Genomic DNA, 17178 nt, shown 5'->3' with positions numbered 1-17178 from the left:
TTTTTCATCGTTGGCCGAAACCGAGGCAATTAATCCTCGTCTTCGTCCACCTCTTCCGCTTCGATATCCAGCGGACGACCGACCAACTCAACAAATGCCATAGGGGCATTGTCGCCAGCACGGAAGCCACACTTCAGGATACGAAGGTATCCACCCGGACGCTCGCTGTAACGGGGTCCAAGCTCATCAAACAGCTTGGCAACCGCAGCATCGTCACGCAGGCGTGAGAACGCCAGACGACGATTCGCGACCGAATCATTCTTGGAGAGCGTGATCAAAGGCTCAGCTACCCGACGAAGCTCTTTGGCTTTCGGCAGCGTTGTTTTGATCAGCTCGTGTTCAACCAGTGACGCAGTCATGTTACGGAACATGGCCTTGCGATGCGCACTGGTCCTGCTGAACTTACGACCACTCTTACGATGACGCATTGCTCTGATTCCTTACCTTAAACTAATCGGCGATTAACCGCCCAGAACCCGGTCGTCGCCACGAAGGCTAGCCGGCGGCCAGTTATCAAGACGCATGCCCAGTGACAGACCACGGGACGCCAGAACGTCCTTGATCTCGGTCAGCGACTTTTTACCAAGGTTAGGCGTCTTCAACAGCTCAACTTCTGTGCGCTGAATAAGATCGCCGATGTAGTAAATGTTCTCAGCCTTCAAGCAGTTAGCTGAACGCACTGTTAATTCCAGATCATCAACCGGACGCAGCAGGATCGGATCGATTTCTTCCTCTTCCTCAACACGCTCGGGCTCTTTCTCATGATCGAAATCAACAAACACCGCCAGTTGCTGCTGGAGAATGGTCGCCGCCCGGCGAATTGCTTCTTCCGGGTCGATGGTGCCATTGGTCTCCAGGTCGATAACCAGCTTGTCCAGATCGGTCCGTTGCTCTACCCGTGCACTTTCCACGGCGTAAGCCACACGACGAACCGGGCTGAATGTTGCATCCAGCTGCAGGCGTCCGATGGCGCGAGTTTCGTCCTCGTCAAGACCACGCTGGTCCGCCGGCTCATAGCCGCGACCGCGAGCAACACGGAGACGCATGTTCACTTCACCATTCTCGCTAAGGTGACAGATCACGTGCTCCGGGTTGGCAATCTCGACGTCATGATCCAGCTTGATATCACCGGCTGTCACAACGCCCGGGCCTTTCTTGCTGAGCGTGAGCTCGGCATCGTCCCGACCGTTCATTTTTACGGCAACGCCTTTGAGATTCAGCAGAATCTCGATGACGTCTTCCTGGACACCCTCAATGGCGCTGTACTCGTGCAGGACACCGTCAATCTGCGCTTCAGTCACGGCGCAGCCCGGCATCGAAGACAAGAGAATCCGGCGCAGTGCACTACCCAGGGTATGACCAAAGCCCCTTTCCAGAGGCTCAAGCGTAACCTTGGCACGTGTGGCGCTTGATTCCTTCACGTCAATGGTACGAGGTGTCAATAACTCATGTACTGAACGCTGCATAGACGCCCCTATCTGCTATCGTTGCTAACTGGGCTTTACTTGGAGTAAAGCTCGACGATGAGGTTCTCGTTGATGTCGGCCGGCAGCTCAGTACGCTCAGGTACTGACTTGTAAACGCCGGACATCTTGTTGGCGTCGACCTCTACCCAGCTCACCGGTGCACGGCTTGCAGACAGATCCAGTGCGCCTTTAACACGCAGCTGATTCTTCGCCTTTTCACGCAAGCTCACAACATCACCCGGACGTACCTGATAGGACGGAATGTTAACCGGCTTATCATTGACCAGGATCGCCTTGTGAGAGACGAGCTGACGGGCTTCTGCACGGGTAGAACCAAAGCCCATGCGATATACAACGTTATCGAGACGGCCTTCCAGCAGTTGCAGCAGGTTTTCACCAGTTGCACCTTTGCCTCGGGCGGCCTCTTTGTAATAGTTGCGGAACTGCTTCTCGAGAACGCCGTAGATACGACGAACTTTCTGTTTCTCACGAAGCTGTACGCCGTACTCGGACAGACGACCGCGACGCGCGCCGTGCATACCCGGCGGAGTCTCGATGTTGCACTTGGAATCGAGCGCGCGAACACCGCTCTTCAGAAAAAGATCTGTCCCTTCACGACGAGACAGCTTGCACTTCGGGCCTATATAACGAGCCATAATTCACTGTCTCCTGTGTTAGACGCGGCGCTTCTTGGGCGGACGACAGCCGTTGTGGGGAATCGGCGTCACATCTGTGATGTTGGTGATCTTGTAGCCACACGCGTTCAGCGCGCGAACTGCAGATTCACGTCCGGGCCCAGGACCCTTAACCTCTACGTCCAGGTTTTTAAGGCCGTATTCAGCAGCCGCATTACCGGCTCTTTCAGCTGCTACCTGCGCAGCAAAAGGTGTACTCTTGCGTGACCCACGGAAACCGGAACCACCAGAGGTGGCCCAGGACAGGACGTTGCCCTGACGGTCAGAAATGGTCACGATAGTGTTGTTGAAGGACGCGTGAATGTGCGCGACGCCATCAACAACCGTCTTTTTCACCTTTTTACGGGTACGTGTACCTGGCTTTGCCATGTTTGCCTACCTGTTACTTACGAATAGGTTTGCGTGGACCTTTACGGGTGCGTGCGTTGGTCTTGGTGCGCTGGCCACGGACCGGAAGGCCATGACGATGACGCAGACCACGGTGACATCCGAGATCCTTCAAACGCTTGATGTTCATCTGTACTTCACGACGCAGATCACCTTCGACAGACACCTTGCCCACTTCAGTACGAAGTGCTTCAAGCTGCTCGTCGCTCAGGTCTTTGACCTTAAGGTCCGGCTTGACACCGGTAGCGTCGCAAAGCTTCTGGGCTGTGGTCTTGCCAACACCAAAGATGTAGGTCAGCGAGACAACAGCATGTTTGTGATCGGGTATATTGACACCGGCTATACGTGCCATCCAAATTACTCCGCGTTCAAAGCTTTGCTGTGTGAATTTTCCGCCACTATAAAAGGGCGCGAAATAATAGCGCCTGACCCCTGCCGGGGTCAAGCGCTATTATTCGTACCCTCTACAATGTCAGTTCTGGATCCTTTGAGGATCAGCCCTGGCGTTGCTTGTGACGAGGCTCCGAGCAAATGACCCGTACCGAGCCATTGCGACGAATTACTTTGCAGTTACGGCAAATTTTCTTTACCGAAGCGCGTACTTTCATTGTCGACTCCAGTTTTCAAGGGGAACGGGATTAACCGTTCCGACCATAGCCCTTGAGATTGGACTTCTTCATCAGCGATTCATACTGATGAGACATCAGGTGCGACTGAACCTGCGCCATGAAATCCATCACCACGACTACAACAATCAGCAGAGAGGTGCCGCCCAAATAGAACGGTACATTCCCGGCAACCATCAGGAACTGTGGGAACAGGGAAACTGCTGCAATGTACATTGCACCGAACAGCGTCAGTCGAGTCAGAACACCATCGATATACTTGGCGGTCTGATCACCTGGACGAATGCCCGGAATAAACGCTCCAGAGCGCTTGAGGTTATCCGCAACTTCTTTCGGGTTGTACATCAGCGCTGTGTAGAAGAAGCAGAAGAAAACCACTGCTGCTGCAAACAGGATAATGTACAACGGCTGGCTTGGCGCCAGAGCCTGGGAGATGTCACTCAACCACTCCATCCCCTCACCCTGACCAAACCACTGACCCAGCGATGCCGGGAAGAGCAGGATGGAAGACGCGAAGATGGGCGGAATAACACCGGCCATATTCACCTTCAGGGGAAGATGACTGGACTGCTGGGCAAACACCCGGCGACCCTGTTGCCGCTTGGCGTAGTTGATCGTCAACCGGCGCTGACCGCGCTCCATGAAGACCACAAAACCAATGACAGCAACCGCAAGAACACCAATACCCAGAACCACCAGCAGGCTCATCTCGCCATTACGGGCCTGTTCGAGCGTCTGACCGATAGCGCCGGGCAACCCGGCAACAATACCGGCGAAGATCAACAGGGAGATGCCGTTGCCGACACCCCGCTCAGTGATCTGCTCGCCAAGCCACATCATGAACACAGCGCCACTGACGAATGACACAACCGCCACGAAGTGGAAGCTGAAGCTGTCATTGAAGGTGACACCCTGTGATGCCAGGCCGACAGAAATACCAAAACCCTGAACCAGGGCCAGGATAACCGTACCATACCGAGTGTACTGGCTGATCTTTCGACGGCCAGCCTCGCCTTCTTTCTTCAGCTGCTCAAGCTGCGGGCTAACCGCAGTCATGAGCTGCATAATGATAGAGGCAGAGATGTACGGCATGATACCGAGAGCGAAGATACTCATGCGCTCAAGCGCACCACCGGAAAACATGTTGAACATGCTCAGGATTGTGCCCTGGTTCTGTTCAAACAGTGCCGCCAGACGGTCGGGGTTGATACCCGGCACCGGAATGTGGGCACCGATCCGGTACACCAGCAATGCCAGGAAGACAAACCAGAGCCGCGATCGCAGCTCCGCCAGTCCTTTACCCGCGCCCGCAGGCAATGATGCGTTCTTGGCCATTTAGTCCTCGACTCGCCTTAGTCTTCGACTTTACCACCCGCGGCAGAAATTGCCTCGCGCGCGCCTTTGGTTACCCGAAGTCCCTTCACGGTTACCGCACGGCTCAGTTCGCCGGACAGGATAACCTTGGCTTCGCGAATCTCTCCGCGAATGATGTCTGCCTTTTTCAGGGCCTCCAGATCAACCACATCGCCCTCGACCTTCGCCAGTTCGTTCAGGCGAATTTCAGCGACGTAGCGCTGCTGACGGGACGTGAAGCCAAACTTCGGCAGACGACGGGCCAACGGCTGCTGACCGCCCTCGAAACCGGGCGCTACACTGCCACCGGAGCGTGCCTTCAGACCTTTGTGACCGCGACCACCGGTTTTACCGAGACCGCTACCGATACCACGACCGACGCGCCGTGCGGCGGGACGTGAACCGGGCTCTGGACTAAGTTCGTTCAGACGCATCTTAGTTCTCCTCAACCCGAACCAGGTAGTTAACCCGGTTGATCATGCCGCGGATGGACGGTGTGTCTTCCACTTCCACGGTGTGACCGATTTTACGAAGACCCAGGCCCTTCACACACAACTTGTGCTTGGGCTGACAGCCGATCGGGCTGCGGGTCAGAGTTACTTTGATCGTTTTTGCGTTCGCCATGACTTCAACCCAGAATCTCTTCCACGGTCTTACCGCGCTTGGCTGCAATATCTTCAGGCGCCTGTGTCGCCTGGAGACCCTTGATGGTGGAACGTACAACGTTCACCGGGTTGGTAGACCCGTAACACTTGGACAGTACGTTCTGAACACCCGCCACTTCCAGTACTGCACGCATCGCACCGCCGGCGATGATACCAGTACCTTCGGACGCCGGCTGCATGTAGACCTTGGAGCCGCCATGCTGAGCCTTGACCGGGTATTGCAGGGTAGTGCCGTCAAGCGGAACTTCTACCATGTTCTTGCGTGCAGCTTCCATGGCCTTCTGGATGGCGACCGGCACTTCACGCGCCTTGCCACGACCGAAACCAACGCGACCTTTGCCATCACCCACTACAGTCAGTGCGGTGAAGGCGAAAATACGGCCACCTTTAACAACCTTGGCGACACGATTGACCTGGACCAGCTTCTCCTGGAGCTCAGGCGCCTTCTGTTCGTTAACGCTCATCTTCTCCACCTCTTAGAATTGCAAGCCAGCTTCACGGGCTGCGTCGGCCAGAGCCTGGACACGGCCGTGATAACGGTAACCGGAGCGGTCAAAAGCAACCTGCTCAACACCTGCCGCCTTGGCACGCTCAGCGATCAGCTGACCAACCTTCTTGGCAGCGTCCACGTTACCGGTTGCACCCTGGCGCAGTTCCTTATCCAACGTGGAGGCAGAAGCCAGCACTTTGCTGCCGTCTGCAGTGGTGACCTGGGCATACATATGACGCGGTGTGCGGTGAACGCACAGACGAGTGGTACCCAGTTCACGGATCTTCATGCGCACTTTGCGTGCGCGACGCAATCTTTCGTTATTCGCGCTCATAGTCCCGCCTTATTTCTTCTTGGCTTCTTTGCGTCTGACCTGCTCATCCGCATAACGAACACCCTTGCCCTTATAAGGCTCGGGCGGACGGAACGCGCGGACTTCCGCAGCGACCTGGCCAACCTGTTGCTTGTCGATACCGCGAATCACAACTTCCGTATTGGACGGAGTTTCTGCGGTAATCCCCTCGGGCAGCTCATACTCAACCGGGTGCGAAAAACCCAGCGTCAGGTTGAGCTTCTTACCTTGCGCCTGGGCACGGTAACCTACGCCCGTCAGCTGGAGTTTACGTTCCCAGCCTGTAGTTACACCGGTCACCATGTTGTTGACCAGTGCACGAGTAGTACCAGCAAGAGCGCGGGACTTTGTAGCACCATCGCGGGCCGCAAAGCGCAGAATATTCTCTTCCTGCTTTACTTCAACCGCTTGGTGAATGGTGATTTGAAGCGCTCCCTTGGAACCCTTCACACTAATTTCCTGTCCGTTCAGCTTAACCTCAACACCGGAAGGCAGCACGACAGGATTATTGGCAACCCTGGACATGTGTATCTCCTAGAATACGGTGCAGATGACTTCGCCACCCACGCCAGCAGCTCGTGCGGCGCGGTCTGTCATAACGCCCTTGGACGTTGAGACAATCGCGACCCCCAGACCACCGGATACTTTCGGCAGTTCCCCAGCGCCGTTGTACTGGCGCAGACTCGGACGGCTGACCCGCTTGATCTCCTCAATAACCGGCTTACCACCGAAATATTTCAGAGTAATCGTCAGCTCGGGCTTCGCGTCGGCTGAAACGGAGAAATCGTCGACGTAGCCTTCGTCCTTCAGGACCTGGGCTACGGAGATCTTCATCTTTGAAGACGGCATCGTAACGTCTGCTTTTGATGCCATCTGTGCATTACGGATACGGGTAAACATATCCGCAAGCGTGTCTTGCATACTCATTGGTATGAGGCTCCTGATCTTTTTAGTTGTGCAGCGGCTTGCCGCACCGCTTACCAACAGGCACCTGACCGAAGTCAGGGTACCTATCTTACCAGCTTGCCTTGGTCAGGCCCGGAACGTCACCGCGCATGCCGTATTCACGGAGTTTGATCCGTGAAAGCTCAAACTTGCGCAGAACGCCGTGGGGACGACCAGTCACCTGGCAACGATTACGAAGACGCGAAGGAGATGCATCGCGAGGAAGCTGCTGAAGCTTCATCTGTGCGTCCCAACGGTCATCATCGCTGGTATTCGGGTTCTTGATAATCGCCTTGAGCTCGGCACGCTTCGCTGCAAACTTCGCAACGGTTTTTTCGCGCTTGAGCTCACGGTTTTTCATGGAAACCTTAGCCATTACACTCGTTCCTTATTTCTTGAACGGAAAGCCGAAGGCTTTCAACAGTTCGCGACCTTCATCGTCGGTACCGGCAGTGGTGGTAATGGTGATGTCCAGACCACGGATCTTGTCGACTCTGTCGTACTCGATCTCAGGGAAAATGATCTGCTCACGCACGCCCATGCTGTAGTTACCACGACCGTCGAACGACTTGGGATTCAGACCGCGGAAGTCACGAATGCGGGGTACCGCAATGTGAACCAGACGATCAAAGAAGTCCCACATACGCTCGCCGCGCAGGGTAACCTTACAACCGATCGGCCAACCTTCACGGATCTTGAAACCCGCGACGGATTTACGAGCCAGGGTGACCACTGCTTTCTGACCTGCCAGGCGCTCGAGATCCGCCACGGCATTTTCAATCAGCTTTTTGTCACCGACCGCTTCGCCGACACCCATATTCAGGGTGATCTTTTCGATACGCGGCACCTGCATGACGTTCTTGTAGCTGAACTCCTTCTGCAGGGCGGGTACCACTTCCTTACTGTACTGCTCTTTCATGTTAAGCATCGTAACCACCACCGCTTACTGGTTATCGACAGCTTCGTTCGTGGACTTGAAGATCCGCACTTTCGCGCCGTCTTCCTTGATCTGGAAGCCTACACGATCGGCTTTGCCGGTCTGCGGATTAAAAATAGCCACGTTGGAAGCCTGGATAGGTGCTTCTTTTTCGACGATGCCACCTGGGGAGCCCAGCATCGGGTTAGGCTTGGTGTGTTTCTTGATCATATTGATCCCTGAAACAACCATACGGCCATCGTCCTGAACCTTCAGGACTTTACCACGTTTGCCTTTATCTTTCCCCGTAGTGACGATTACTTCGTCATCTCGTTTGATCTTTTTCATAACCGGCCTCTGGTCCTTTAAAGTACTTCGGGTGCCAGTGAGATAATTTTCATGAACTTCTCATTACGCAGTTCACGGGTAACCGGTCCGAAGATACGGGTACCAATAGGAGCGTCCTGATTGTTCAGAAGTACTGCCGCGTTTCCGTCGAAACGGATCAGCGAACCGTCGGGACGACGAACACCCTTGCGGGTGCGCACCACGACAGCTTTCAGGACCTGGCCTTTCTTCACTTTACCGCGGGGGATGGCTTCCTTGACGGTCACCTTGATGATATCCCCTACGCTGGCATAACGCCGATGTGAACCGCCCAGGACCTTGATGCACATCACCTGACGCGCACCGCTGTTGTCCGCGACTTCAAGCATTGTTTGAGTCTGAATCATGGTTGTTCTCCGGCGTTACACCTTGGATGCACGTTCGGTAACTTCCACCAGGGCCCAGCTCTTGGTCTTGGAGACCGGACGGGTTTCCTGAATGGTCACAGTGTCACCGATGTTGCACTGATTGCTCTCATCGTGAGCGTGGATCTTGGTTGAACGCTTCATGTACTTACCGTACAGCGGGTGTTTCACCTGACGCTCGACCAGCACCACGATGGATTTCTCCATCTTGTTGCTCACGACCTTGCCGCTCAGAGTTCTGGCAGTTTGGGTAGCTTCGGTCATGTCACTGTCCTGCCTTTTCGTTCAATACTGTTTTCACGCGAGCGATGTCGCGCTTCACCTTGCCGAGAAGGTGAGACTGATTCAGCTGACCTGTCGCCTTACGCATGCGCAGGTTGAACTGCTCCTTCAGGAGGTCGATCAGCTCTTTGTTCAGCTCCTCGACTGACTTTTCACGCAGCTCTGTTGCTTTCATCACATCACCGTCCTCGTTACAAAGGTGGTCTGTACCGGCAGTTTGGCCGCCGCGAGAGTGAATGCGTCACGAGCGATTTCCTCGGAAACACCTTCCATCTCGTAGAGCATGCGGCCCGGCTGGATTTCAGCCACCCAATACTCGACAGAACCCTTACCTTTACCCATTCGAACTTCAAGCGGCTTACCGGTGATCGGCTTGTCCGGGAACACCCGGATCCAGATCTTACCGCCCCGCTTGATGCGACGAGTCATGGTACGACGCGCTGCCTCAATCTGGCGCGCAGTTATACGCCCACGGCTCGTAGCCTTCAATCCGTATTCACCGAAGCTCACCTTGTTGGCGCGGTGAGCAAGACCGGTGTTACGGCCTTTCATTACCTTGCGAAATTTGGTGCGTTTTGGTTGCAGCATAAGAGTGCCCCTTTACTTAGAACCTTTCTTCCCAGAGGCTTTCTTGTCAGCACGGACCTGCTCCATACCACCAAGAATCTCACCTTTGAAGATCCATACCTTGACGCCGATTACGCCGTAAGTGGTATGCGCTTCGTAGGTTGCGTAATCAATATCTGCACGCAGTGTGTGCAGCGGAACACGACCTTCGCGATACCACTCGGAACGCGCGATTTCAGCACCCCCGAGACGACCGCCAACCTGGATCTTGATACCCTTGGCACCCTGGCGCATGGCGTTCTGAACCGCACGCTTCATAGCGCGACGGAACATCACACGACGCTCCAGCTGGCCGGCAACGTTTTGCGCTACCAGGCGGGCATCGAGGTCCGGCTTGCGGACTTCTTCGATGTTGATGTGCACAGGCACACCCATCATGTCGCTGACTTCGCGACGCAGACGATCAACATCTTCACCCTTCTTACCGATAACAATACCGGGACGGGCAGTATGGATCGTGATACGGGCGTTCTGAGCAGGGCGCTCGATCACAATCTTGCTGACAGACGCCTTAACCAGACGCTTGTCGAGGAACTCACGAACCTGAATGTCATTCAGCAGGTTCCTGGAGTATTCCTTCTTGTCGGCATACCAGACTGAGTTGTGCTCTTTGATCACACCCAGGCGAATGCCGGTTGGATTTACTTTATGACCCATCTGAGCATCTCCTACTTGTCGGCGACCTTGACGGTGATATGGCAGGTGCGCTTGAAAATACGGTCAGCGCGCCCCTTGGCTCGAGCTTTGATTCGCTTGAGCGTCGGACCCTCATCCACCATCACGGTGGAAACCCGCAGTTCGTCAACGTCCAGACCTTCGTTGTGCTCAGCGTTGGCGATGGCGGATTCAAGAGCTTTCTTGATCACGACCGCCGCCTTCTTCGGGCTGAAAGTCAGAATGTTTAGGGCGTCCTCAACAGCCTTGCCGCGTACTTGGTCAGCGACAAGACGTGCTTTCTGAGCTGAGAGGCGAGCGCCCTTATACTTGGCTGCTACTTCCATTTCGATTACCTCAGAATCAGCGTTTAGCTTTCTTGTCGGCCGCATGACCACGATAAGTACGCGTTGCCGCGAACTCACCCAGCTTATGTCCAACCATATCTTCGGTGACATAAACCGGCACGTGCTGCTTGCCGTTGTGGACTGCAATGGTCAGGCCTACCATCTCCGGAAAAACTGTTGACCGACGCGACCAGGTTTTGATCGGCCGCTTGTCGTTAGCTTCCAGAGCTGCCTCGACCTTCTTCAACAGATGCAGGTCTATAAAAGGACCTTTCTTTAAAGAACGTGGCACAGCAATTACCTCTATGTAGTCGTTTACTTGGCCGAACGACGACGTACTATCATCTTGTCAGTACGCTTGTTCTTACGAGTCTTATGCCCTTTGGTCGGAACACCCCACGGAGTAACCGGGTGACGCCCGCCAGAGGTATGCCCTTCACCACCACCATGTGGGTGGTCAACTGGGTTCATAGCAACACCACGTACTGTTGGACGTTTACCGCGCCAACGTGATGCACCCGCTTTACCAAGCTGCTTGAGACTGTGCTCGCTGTTGGATACTTCACCCAGCGTTGCACGACAATCTACAAGCACCTTTCGCATTTCACCTGAGCGCAGGCGGATGGTGGCATAAGCACCTTCCCGGGCAACCAGCTGTACGGATGCGCCCGCAGAGCGAGCCAGCTGTGCACCTTTGCCAGGCTTGAGTTCGACGCAGTGGATCACAGAACCGACCGGAATATTCCGGAGCGGTAACGTGCTGCCCACCTTGATCGGTGCGTCGATACCGGAGCGCACAGGATCACCGATCTGCATACCTTTGGGAGCGATAATGTAACGACGCTCGCCATCGGCATACTTCAGCAGTGCAATGTGCGCAGAGCGGTTCGGATCGTATTCCAGGCGCTCAATAGTCGCCGGGATACCATCTTTGGTCCGCTTAAAATCGATGACGCGGTAGTGCTTCTTGTGGCCACCACCCGTGTGACGGGTTGTGATGCGGCCTACATTGTTACGACCACCCGTCTTGTTCTTTCTTTCTACCAACGGCTCGTAAGGGCGCCCAGTGTGCAGATCCGGGTTGTAAAGCTTTACAACGTGACGGCGTCCGGCAGATGTTGGTTTGGTTTTGACGATCGGCATATTACGACCCCTTTACCTTATTCCACATCCAGAAAATCGATGTCCTGACCTTCTGCCAGCTTTACATAAGCCTTACGAATGTCATTACGCTTGCCGAAGCCGCGAACGGTACGCTTAAGCTTACCTTTACGGTTCAGAACCTGAACACCTTCTACGGTGACGTTGAACAGCTGCTCAACGGCTTTCTTGATCTCGGGCTTGGTGGCATCAGGTGCTACACGAAACACAACCTGGCCACGCTCTGCTGCCAGAGACGCTTTTTCCGATACGTGCGGCCCAAGCAGGACCTTGTAAATACGTTCCTGATTCATCCCAGCATCTCCTCGATCTTCTTCAGAGCGGGAACGGTCACAACGACCTTCTCGAAGGCAACCAGGCTAACCGGATCCAGACCGGCAATATCACGCACGTCAACGTGCGGAATGTTGCGCGAGGCCAGATGCAGGTTCTGCTCGACGTTGTCGGACAGAATCAGCGCGTTGGTCACACCGATATCCTTCAGCTTGGCGTTGAATGCCTTGGTCTTCGGGCTGTCAACATTCATGTCGTCAACAACAACCAGACGCTCCTGGCGAACCAGCTCGGAAAAAATGGAGCGCATCGCTGCGCGGTACATCTTGCGGTTAACCTTCTGCTCGAAGCCACGAGGCTTGGCCGCAAAGGTAACACCACCGGCGCGCCAGATCGGACTACGAATAGTACCGGCACGGGCACGACCGGTGCCCTTCTGGCGCCATGGCTTCTTACCGCCACCGCTTACTTCGGAACGCGTCTTCTGAGCCTTGGTACCCTGGCGGGCGCCTGCCATGTAGGCAGTCACTACCTGGTGAACCAGCGACTCGTTAAAATCTTTGGCGAATGCAGCGTCGGAAACAGAAATTCCCTTGCCGCTACCTGTAATAGTCAATTCCATCGCACCGCTCCTCAGGCTTTAACTGCAGGCTTGATGACAACATCGCCGCCAGTTGCGCCGGGAACGGCACCACTTACCAGCAGCAGGTTGCGCTCGGCGTCGACACGGACAATTTTCAGGTTCTGCACAGTTACCTGAGCATTACCCATCTGGCCCGCCATCTTTTTGCCCTTGAATACCTTGCCCGGAGTCTGGTTCTGACCAATGGAACCCGGAGCACGGTGAGACAGAGAGTTACCGTGGGTGGCATCCTGCATGGAGAAGTTCCAGCGCTTTACACCGCCCTGGAAGCCCTTACCCTTGGACTGACCGATGGCATCAACCACCTGACCGTCTTCGAATACAGAAGCCGTGATCTCGCCACCGGCGGCCAGGTCTTCACCTTCGCCATCGGCAAGACGGAATTCCCACATACCACGACCGGCTTCAACGCCCGCCTTGGCATAGTGGCCCGCTTCGCTCTTGGTAACACGAGAGGAACGACGAGTACCGACAGTCACCTGTACGGCGCGGTAGCCATCGCTTTCAAGAGTTTTCAGTTGGGTAATGCGGTTGGGCTCAACCTCGATTACCGTTACGGGCAGCGCCTGCCCATCTTCCGTAAAAATACGGGTCATACCGGCCTTGCGACCGACAATACCAATTGCCATGTTTCACCTCTTAAGTGTACGGGGCTCTCACCCTCTATGGCCTTATGACAGTTACACAGACTGATACCGGGCGGTATTAGCCGAGGCTGATCTGAACGTCTACACCTGCTGCCAGGTCCAGTTTCATCAAAGCATCTACTGTCTTTTCCGTCGGCTCAACGATGTCGAGCAAACGCTTATGCGTACGAATTTCATACTGATCACGCGCGTCCTTGTTGACGTGCGGAGAGATCAATACCGTGTACTTTTCCTTCCGCGTCGGCAGAGGGATAGGGCCACGCACCTGAGCGCCGGTCCGCTTGGCGGTATCGACGATCTCCTGCGTGGACTGGTCGATCAGGCGATAATCAAACGCCTTCAACCGGATTCGAATTTTTTGGCTTTGCATGTTGCACCAAACTCCACTCGTAGCAGCTACTAGTTAGCCGACCTTCAAAAAAAGGAGCCGCATTGTATGCATAATACCCAACCCTGTCAACAGCAATGCTGATTGACCGGGCCAGGCGGGCTTTGCGGCTGAAACAGAAAAAGGGGCTGAAGAATCAGCCCCTTTTTCCTGATCAAACGAGCAGATTACTCGATGATCTTGGAGACTACGCCGGCACCAACGGTACGGCCGCCTTCACGAATCGCGAAGCGCAGACCATCTTCCATGGCGATCGGAGCAATCAGGGTAACACTCATCTTGACGTTGTCACCCGGCATAACCATTTCCACACCTTCCGGCAGTTCGCAAGAACCGGTTACGTCGGTGGTACGGAAGTAGAACTGCGGACGGTAGCCCTTGAAGAACGGAGTATGACGACCACCTTCTTCTTTGGACAGTACGTACACTTCGCACTCGAACTTGGTGTGCGGAGTGATGGAGCCCGGAACCGCCAGAACCTGACCACGCTCAACGTCGTCACGCTTGGTACCACGCAGCAGTGCACCAATGTTCTCACCCGCACGACCTTCGTCGAGCAGCTTGCGGAACATCTCAACACCAGTACAGGTAGTCTTGACGGTGTCTTTCAGACCAACGATCTCAACTTCGTCACCAGTCTTGATAACGCCACGCTCAACACGACCGGTTACTACGGTACCACGGCCAGAGATAGAGAAGACGTCCTCGATCGGCATCAGGAACGGCTGATCGATCGCACGCTCCGGCTCGGGGATGTAGTCATCCAGAGCTTCTACCAGCTTCTTGACAGCGGTAGTGCCCATCTCGTTGTCGTCTTTGCCTTCCAGCGCCATCAGCGCGGAACCGGTGATGATCGGAGTGTCGTCACCCGGGAAGTCGTACTGACTCAGCAGATCACGAACTTCCATCTCGACCAGCTCGAGCAGCTCTTCATCGTCTACCATGTCCGCTTTGTTCAGGAACACAACGATGTAAGGTACACCAACCTGACGGGACAGCAGGATGTGCTCACGAGTCTGCGGCATGGGGCCGTCAGCTGCGGAACAAACCAGGATCGCGCCGTCCATCTGTGCTGCACCAGTGATCATGTTCTTCACATAGTCAGCGTGGCCCGGGCAGTCTACGTGAGCGTAGTGGCGGGTCGGAGAATCGTACTCAACGTGGGAGGTGGCGATGGTGATACCACGCGCACGCTCTTCCGGCGCGTTATCGATCTGATCGAATGCGCTTGCAGTTCCTGTACCCCAGACTTCGTGACATACACGGGTCAGGGCGGCAGTCAAAGTGGTTTTACCATGGTCTACGTGACCAATGGTGCCTACGTTCAAGTGCGGTTTACTACGCTCAAATTTTTCTTTAGACACGGTTACACCTCTTCCTGTTTCTTAAGTCCTGGGGATCAACCCTTTTTAATGATCGCTTCGGCAATGTTCGAAGGCGCCTCTGAATAACCAGAGAACTCCATCGCGTAGGACGCCCGGCCTTGCGTTGCAGAACGCAGGTCGGTGGCGTAACCGAACATTTCCGACAACGGAACCTCTGCACGAATGACCTTACCGGCAGGACCTTCGTCCATACCCTGGATGACACCACGACGACGGTTAAGGTCGCCAACAACGTCACCCATGTAGTCTTCCGGCGTCACAACTTCAACACGCATGATCGGCTCGAGCAGTGCCGGGTTCGCCTCGAGGGCACCCTTCTTCATTGCCATGGAACCGGCGACCTTGAAGGCCATTTCGTTGGAGTCGACGTCGTGATAGGAACCGTCATACAGGGTTGCCTTGATACGCAGCAGCGGATAACCGGCCAGACAGCCGTTCTGCATTTGCTCTTCAATACCCTGTTGAACTGCCGGGATGTATTCCTTGGGAACAACACCACCAACAATCTCATTCACGAAGATAAAGTTTTCGCCATCTTCATCATCCAGCGGCAGCGGCTCAAGCTTGATCTTGACGTGACCGTACTGACCGCGACCACCGGACTGACGAACAAACTTGCCTTCGACGTCTACCGGCTTGCGGATGCACTCACGATAGGCAACCTGCGGCTTACCGATGTTGGCCTCTACCTTGAACTCGCGACGCATACGGTCAACGATGATATCCAGGTGAAGCTCACCCATACCGGAGATGATGGTCTGACCGGATTCCTCGTCGGTACGAACGCGGAACGACGGGTCTTCCTGAGCCAGCTTGCCCAGAGCAACGCCCATCTTTTCCTGGTCGGCCTTGGACTTCGGCTCAACAGCAACGGAAATTACCGGCTCCGGGAACTCCATGCGCTCGAGAATGATCTTGTGGTTCTCGTCACACAGGGTGTCACCGGTGGTCACGCTCTTGAGACCGATAGCGGCAGCAATATCGCCCGCCAGTACTTCTTTGATTTCCTGACGATCCTTGGAGTGCATCTGAACCATCCGGCCGACGCGCTCTTTCTTGCCTTTTACCGAGTTGTAGACGGCATTACCGGACTCAAGCTTGCCTGAGTAAACCCGGAAAAAGGTCAGCGTACCAACGAACGGGTCTGTGGCGATCTTGAACGCCAGAGCGGCGAACGGAGCTTCGTCATCAACCGGACGGGTTTCTTCGGTGCCTTCGTCGTCAACTTCACCACGGATGGCCTTGACTTCGTCCGGCGCCGGGAGAAACTCGATAACAGAATCCAGAACCGCCTGAACACCTTTGTTCTTGAAGGCAGAACCACAGGTCGCAACAACGATTTCATTGGCCAGAGTGCGCTGACGCAGCCCTTGCTTGATCTCGTCATTGGACAGCTCGCCTTCCTCGAGGTACTTCTCCATCAACTCTTCATTGGCTTCCGCCGCAGCTTCCATCATCTGCTCACGGTACATGGCGACCTCGTCGACCATCTCCGCAGGCACATCTTTCTGCTCGTAGGTCGCACCTGAGTCAGCTTCGTTCCAGTAGATCGCCTGGTTACGAATCAGGTCCACAATGCCGGCGAAGTTATCTTCAGAACCGATCGGCAGCTGAATGGGAACGCAATTCGCACCCAGACGCTTCTTGATCTGGTCAACAACGCGCAGGAAGTTGGCACCGGCACGGTCCATCTTGTTGACGAACACCATGCGGGGAACTTCGTACTTGTTAGCCTGACGCCATACGGTTTCGGACTGGGGCTCAACACCGGAGGAACCACAGAACACGACAACCGCACCGTCGAGTACGCGCAGCGAGCGCTCTACTTCGATAGTGAAGTCAACGTGCCCCGGGGTGTCGATGATGTTGATCCGGTGCTCAGGGTACTGCTTGTCCATACCCTGCCAGAATGTCGTAGTCGCAGCAGAGGTGATGGTAATACCACGCTCCTGCTCCTGCTCCATCCAGTCCATGGTAGCTGCACCATCATGAACTTCACCGATCTTGTGGGAGATACCTGTGTAGAACAGGACCCGCTCGGTGGTCGTGGTTTTGCCCGCATCAACGTGCGCACAAATACCAATGTTTCTGTAACGCTTGATAGGAGTCTTGCGTGCCACTGTA

The 17178-nt window shown here is 55.0% G+C and carries 30 protein-coding genes; all 30 read right to left on the bottom strand.

Going from position 1 to position 17178, the window contains the following annotated elements; translation table 11 throughout:
* Nucleotides 1-29: 29 nt before the first annotated feature.
* Complete coding sequence (gene rplQ / locus ACO06L_RS18005; protein ID WP_064230334.1) at nt 30-428, bottom strand: 50S ribosomal protein L17; 399 nt, start codon at nt 426-428, stop codon at nt 30-32.
* A gap of 33 nt (nt 429-461) precedes the next feature.
* Nucleotides 462-1466 (bottom strand): DNA-directed RNA polymerase subunit alpha, encoded by a 1005-nt coding sequence (locus ACO06L_RS18000; RefSeq protein ID WP_008174911.1) that lies wholly within the window; start codon nt 1464-1466, stop codon nt 462-464.
* Nucleotides 1467-1501: 35 nt separating this feature from the next.
* Complete coding sequence (gene rpsD / locus ACO06L_RS17995) at nt 1502-2122, bottom strand: 30S ribosomal protein S4 (RefSeq protein WP_008174909.1); 621 nt, start codon at nt 2120-2122, stop codon at nt 1502-1504.
* Between the two features lie 18 nt (nt 2123-2140).
* A complete protein-coding gene (gene rpsK / locus ACO06L_RS17990; RefSeq protein ID WP_007153992.1) occupies nt 2141-2530 on the bottom strand; it encodes a 30S ribosomal protein S11 in 390 nt (129 codons plus the stop codon).
* A 13-nt stretch (nt 2531-2543) separates the two neighbouring features.
* Nucleotides 2544-2900: a 30S ribosomal protein S13 gene (gene rpsM, locus ACO06L_RS17985; protein ID WP_008174904.1), complete on the bottom strand. Its 357-nt coding sequence runs from the start codon at nt 2898-2900 to the stop codon at nt 2544-2546.
* Between the two features lie 142 nt (nt 2901-3042).
* Nucleotides 3043-3156 carry a 50S ribosomal protein L36 gene (rpmJ, locus tag ACO06L_RS17980; protein ID WP_008174902.1) on the bottom strand — a complete coding sequence of 38 codons (114 nt, stop codon included), beginning with the start codon at nt 3154-3156 and terminating at the stop codon, nt 3043-3045.
* Between the two features lie 30 nt (nt 3157-3186).
* Complete coding sequence (gene secY, locus ACO06L_RS17975; RefSeq protein ID WP_064230335.1) at nt 3187-4509, bottom strand: preprotein translocase subunit SecY; 1323 nt, start codon at nt 4507-4509, stop codon at nt 3187-3189.
* 17 nt (nt 4510-4526) lie between these two features.
* Nucleotides 4527-4961 (bottom strand): 50S ribosomal protein L15, encoded by a 435-nt coding sequence (rplO, locus tag ACO06L_RS17970; protein WP_008174897.1) that lies wholly within the window; start codon nt 4959-4961, stop codon nt 4527-4529.
* A gap of 1 nt (nt 4962) precedes the next feature.
* On the bottom strand, nt 4963-5151 hold the full coding sequence (rpmD, locus tag ACO06L_RS17965; RefSeq protein ID WP_008174894.1) for a 50S ribosomal protein L30: 189 nt from the start codon (nt 5149-5151) through the stop codon (nt 4963-4965).
* Between the two features lie 4 nt (nt 5152-5155).
* Nucleotides 5156-5656 carry a 30S ribosomal protein S5 gene (rpsE, locus tag ACO06L_RS17960; RefSeq protein WP_008174892.1) on the bottom strand — a complete coding sequence of 167 codons (501 nt, stop codon included), beginning with the start codon at nt 5654-5656 and terminating at the stop codon, nt 5156-5158.
* Between the two features lie 12 nt (nt 5657-5668).
* Complete coding sequence (gene rplR, locus ACO06L_RS17955; RefSeq protein ID WP_008174890.1) at nt 5669-6016, bottom strand: 50S ribosomal protein L18; 348 nt, start codon at nt 6014-6016, stop codon at nt 5669-5671.
* Nucleotides 6017-6025: 9 nt separating this feature from the next.
* Nucleotides 6026-6559 carry a 50S ribosomal protein L6 gene (gene rplF, locus ACO06L_RS17950; RefSeq protein ID WP_064230336.1) on the bottom strand — a complete coding sequence of 178 codons (534 nt, stop codon included), beginning with the start codon at nt 6557-6559 and terminating at the stop codon, nt 6026-6028.
* Nucleotides 6560-6568: 9 nt separating this feature from the next.
* A complete protein-coding gene (gene rpsH, locus ACO06L_RS17945; RefSeq protein ID WP_008174886.1) occupies nt 6569-6961 on the bottom strand; it encodes a 30S ribosomal protein S8 in 393 nt (130 codons plus the stop codon).
* 88 nt (nt 6962-7049) lie between these two features.
* The gene (rpsN, locus tag ACO06L_RS17940) at nt 7050-7355 is read right to left on the bottom strand and encodes a 30S ribosomal protein S14 (protein ID WP_008174884.1); all 306 of its coding nucleotides are present in this window, start codon (nt 7353-7355) and stop codon (nt 7050-7052) included.
* Nucleotides 7356-7367: 12 nt separating this feature from the next.
* On the bottom strand, nt 7368-7907 hold the full coding sequence (rplE, locus tag ACO06L_RS17935; protein WP_064230337.1) for a 50S ribosomal protein L5: 540 nt from the start codon (nt 7905-7907) through the stop codon (nt 7368-7370).
* Nucleotides 7908-7922: 15 nt separating this feature from the next.
* A complete protein-coding gene (rplX, locus tag ACO06L_RS17930; RefSeq protein WP_008174881.1) occupies nt 7923-8243 on the bottom strand; it encodes a 50S ribosomal protein L24 in 321 nt (106 codons plus the stop codon).
* 17 nt (nt 8244-8260) lie between these two features.
* Nucleotides 8261-8629 carry a 50S ribosomal protein L14 gene (gene rplN / locus ACO06L_RS17925; protein WP_007154005.1) on the bottom strand — a complete coding sequence of 123 codons (369 nt, stop codon included), beginning with the start codon at nt 8627-8629 and terminating at the stop codon, nt 8261-8263.
* A 15-nt stretch (nt 8630-8644) separates the two neighbouring features.
* Nucleotides 8645-8911, bottom strand: coding sequence for a 30S ribosomal protein S17 (rpsQ, locus tag ACO06L_RS17920; protein ID WP_008174879.1), 267 nt, complete (start codon nt 8909-8911; stop codon nt 8645-8647).
* A gap of 1 nt (nt 8912) precedes the next feature.
* Complete coding sequence (gene rpmC / locus ACO06L_RS17915; protein WP_008174877.1) at nt 8913-9104, bottom strand: 50S ribosomal protein L29; 192 nt, start codon at nt 9102-9104, stop codon at nt 8913-8915.
* A complete protein-coding gene (rplP, locus tag ACO06L_RS17910; RefSeq protein ID WP_008174875.1) occupies nt 9104-9517 on the bottom strand; it encodes a 50S ribosomal protein L16 in 414 nt (137 codons plus the stop codon). The genes rpmC and rplP overlap by 1 nt, the downstream gene beginning before the upstream one ends.
* Before the next feature lie 12 nt (nt 9518-9529).
* Nucleotides 9530-10213, bottom strand: coding sequence for a 30S ribosomal protein S3 (gene rpsC / locus ACO06L_RS17905; RefSeq protein WP_064230338.1), 684 nt, complete (start codon nt 10211-10213; stop codon nt 9530-9532).
* An 11-nt stretch (nt 10214-10224) separates the two neighbouring features.
* Complete coding sequence (gene rplV / locus ACO06L_RS17900; RefSeq protein WP_069185081.1) at nt 10225-10557, bottom strand: 50S ribosomal protein L22; 333 nt, start codon at nt 10555-10557, stop codon at nt 10225-10227.
* Between the two features lie 16 nt (nt 10558-10573).
* Nucleotides 10574-10849: a 30S ribosomal protein S19 gene (gene rpsS / locus ACO06L_RS17895; RefSeq protein WP_007154011.1), complete on the bottom strand. Its 276-nt coding sequence runs from the start codon at nt 10847-10849 to the stop codon at nt 10574-10576.
* A 23-nt stretch (nt 10850-10872) separates the two neighbouring features.
* Complete coding sequence (rplB, locus tag ACO06L_RS17890; RefSeq protein WP_421846065.1) at nt 10873-11700, bottom strand: 50S ribosomal protein L2; 828 nt, start codon at nt 11698-11700, stop codon at nt 10873-10875.
* 17 nt (nt 11701-11717) lie between these two features.
* Nucleotides 11718-12011 carry a 50S ribosomal protein L23 gene (gene rplW, locus ACO06L_RS17885; RefSeq protein WP_064230339.1) on the bottom strand — a complete coding sequence of 98 codons (294 nt, stop codon included), beginning with the start codon at nt 12009-12011 and terminating at the stop codon, nt 11718-11720.
* The gene (gene rplD / locus ACO06L_RS17880; protein WP_064230340.1) at nt 12008-12613 is read right to left on the bottom strand and encodes a 50S ribosomal protein L4; all 606 of its coding nucleotides are present in this window, start codon (nt 12611-12613) and stop codon (nt 12008-12010) included. Before rplD ends, rplW begins: the two co-directional genes overlap by 4 nt.
* An 11-nt stretch (nt 12614-12624) precedes the next feature.
* The gene (rplC, locus tag ACO06L_RS17875) at nt 12625-13263 is read right to left on the bottom strand and encodes a 50S ribosomal protein L3 (protein ID WP_104322380.1); all 639 of its coding nucleotides are present in this window, start codon (nt 13261-13263) and stop codon (nt 12625-12627) included.
* Nucleotides 13264-13339: 76 nt separating this feature from the next.
* Entirely contained in the window at nt 13340-13651 is a 312-nt protein-coding gene (gene rpsJ / locus ACO06L_RS17870; protein WP_004580743.1) for a 30S ribosomal protein S10, read from the bottom strand.
* Between the two features lie 185 nt (nt 13652-13836).
* Nucleotides 13837-15033, bottom strand: coding sequence for an elongation factor Tu (gene tuf, locus ACO06L_RS17865; protein ID WP_202348123.1), 1197 nt, complete (start codon nt 15031-15033; stop codon nt 13837-13839).
* Nucleotides 15034-15068: 35 nt separating this feature from the next.
* Nucleotides 15069-17174, bottom strand: coding sequence for an elongation factor G (gene fusA / locus ACO06L_RS17860; protein WP_064228577.1), 2106 nt, complete (start codon nt 17172-17174; stop codon nt 15069-15071).
* Between the last annotated feature and the right edge of the window lie 4 nt (nt 17175-17178).

The organism is Marinobacter sp. (assembly GCF_965229985.1).
In the GTDB taxonomy this organism is placed as follows: Bacteria; Pseudomonadota; Gammaproteobacteria; order Pseudomonadales; family Oleiphilaceae; genus Marinobacter.
Note: the sequence above shows the minus strand (reverse complement) of the source record. Positions and strands in the feature narration are given on the sequence as shown.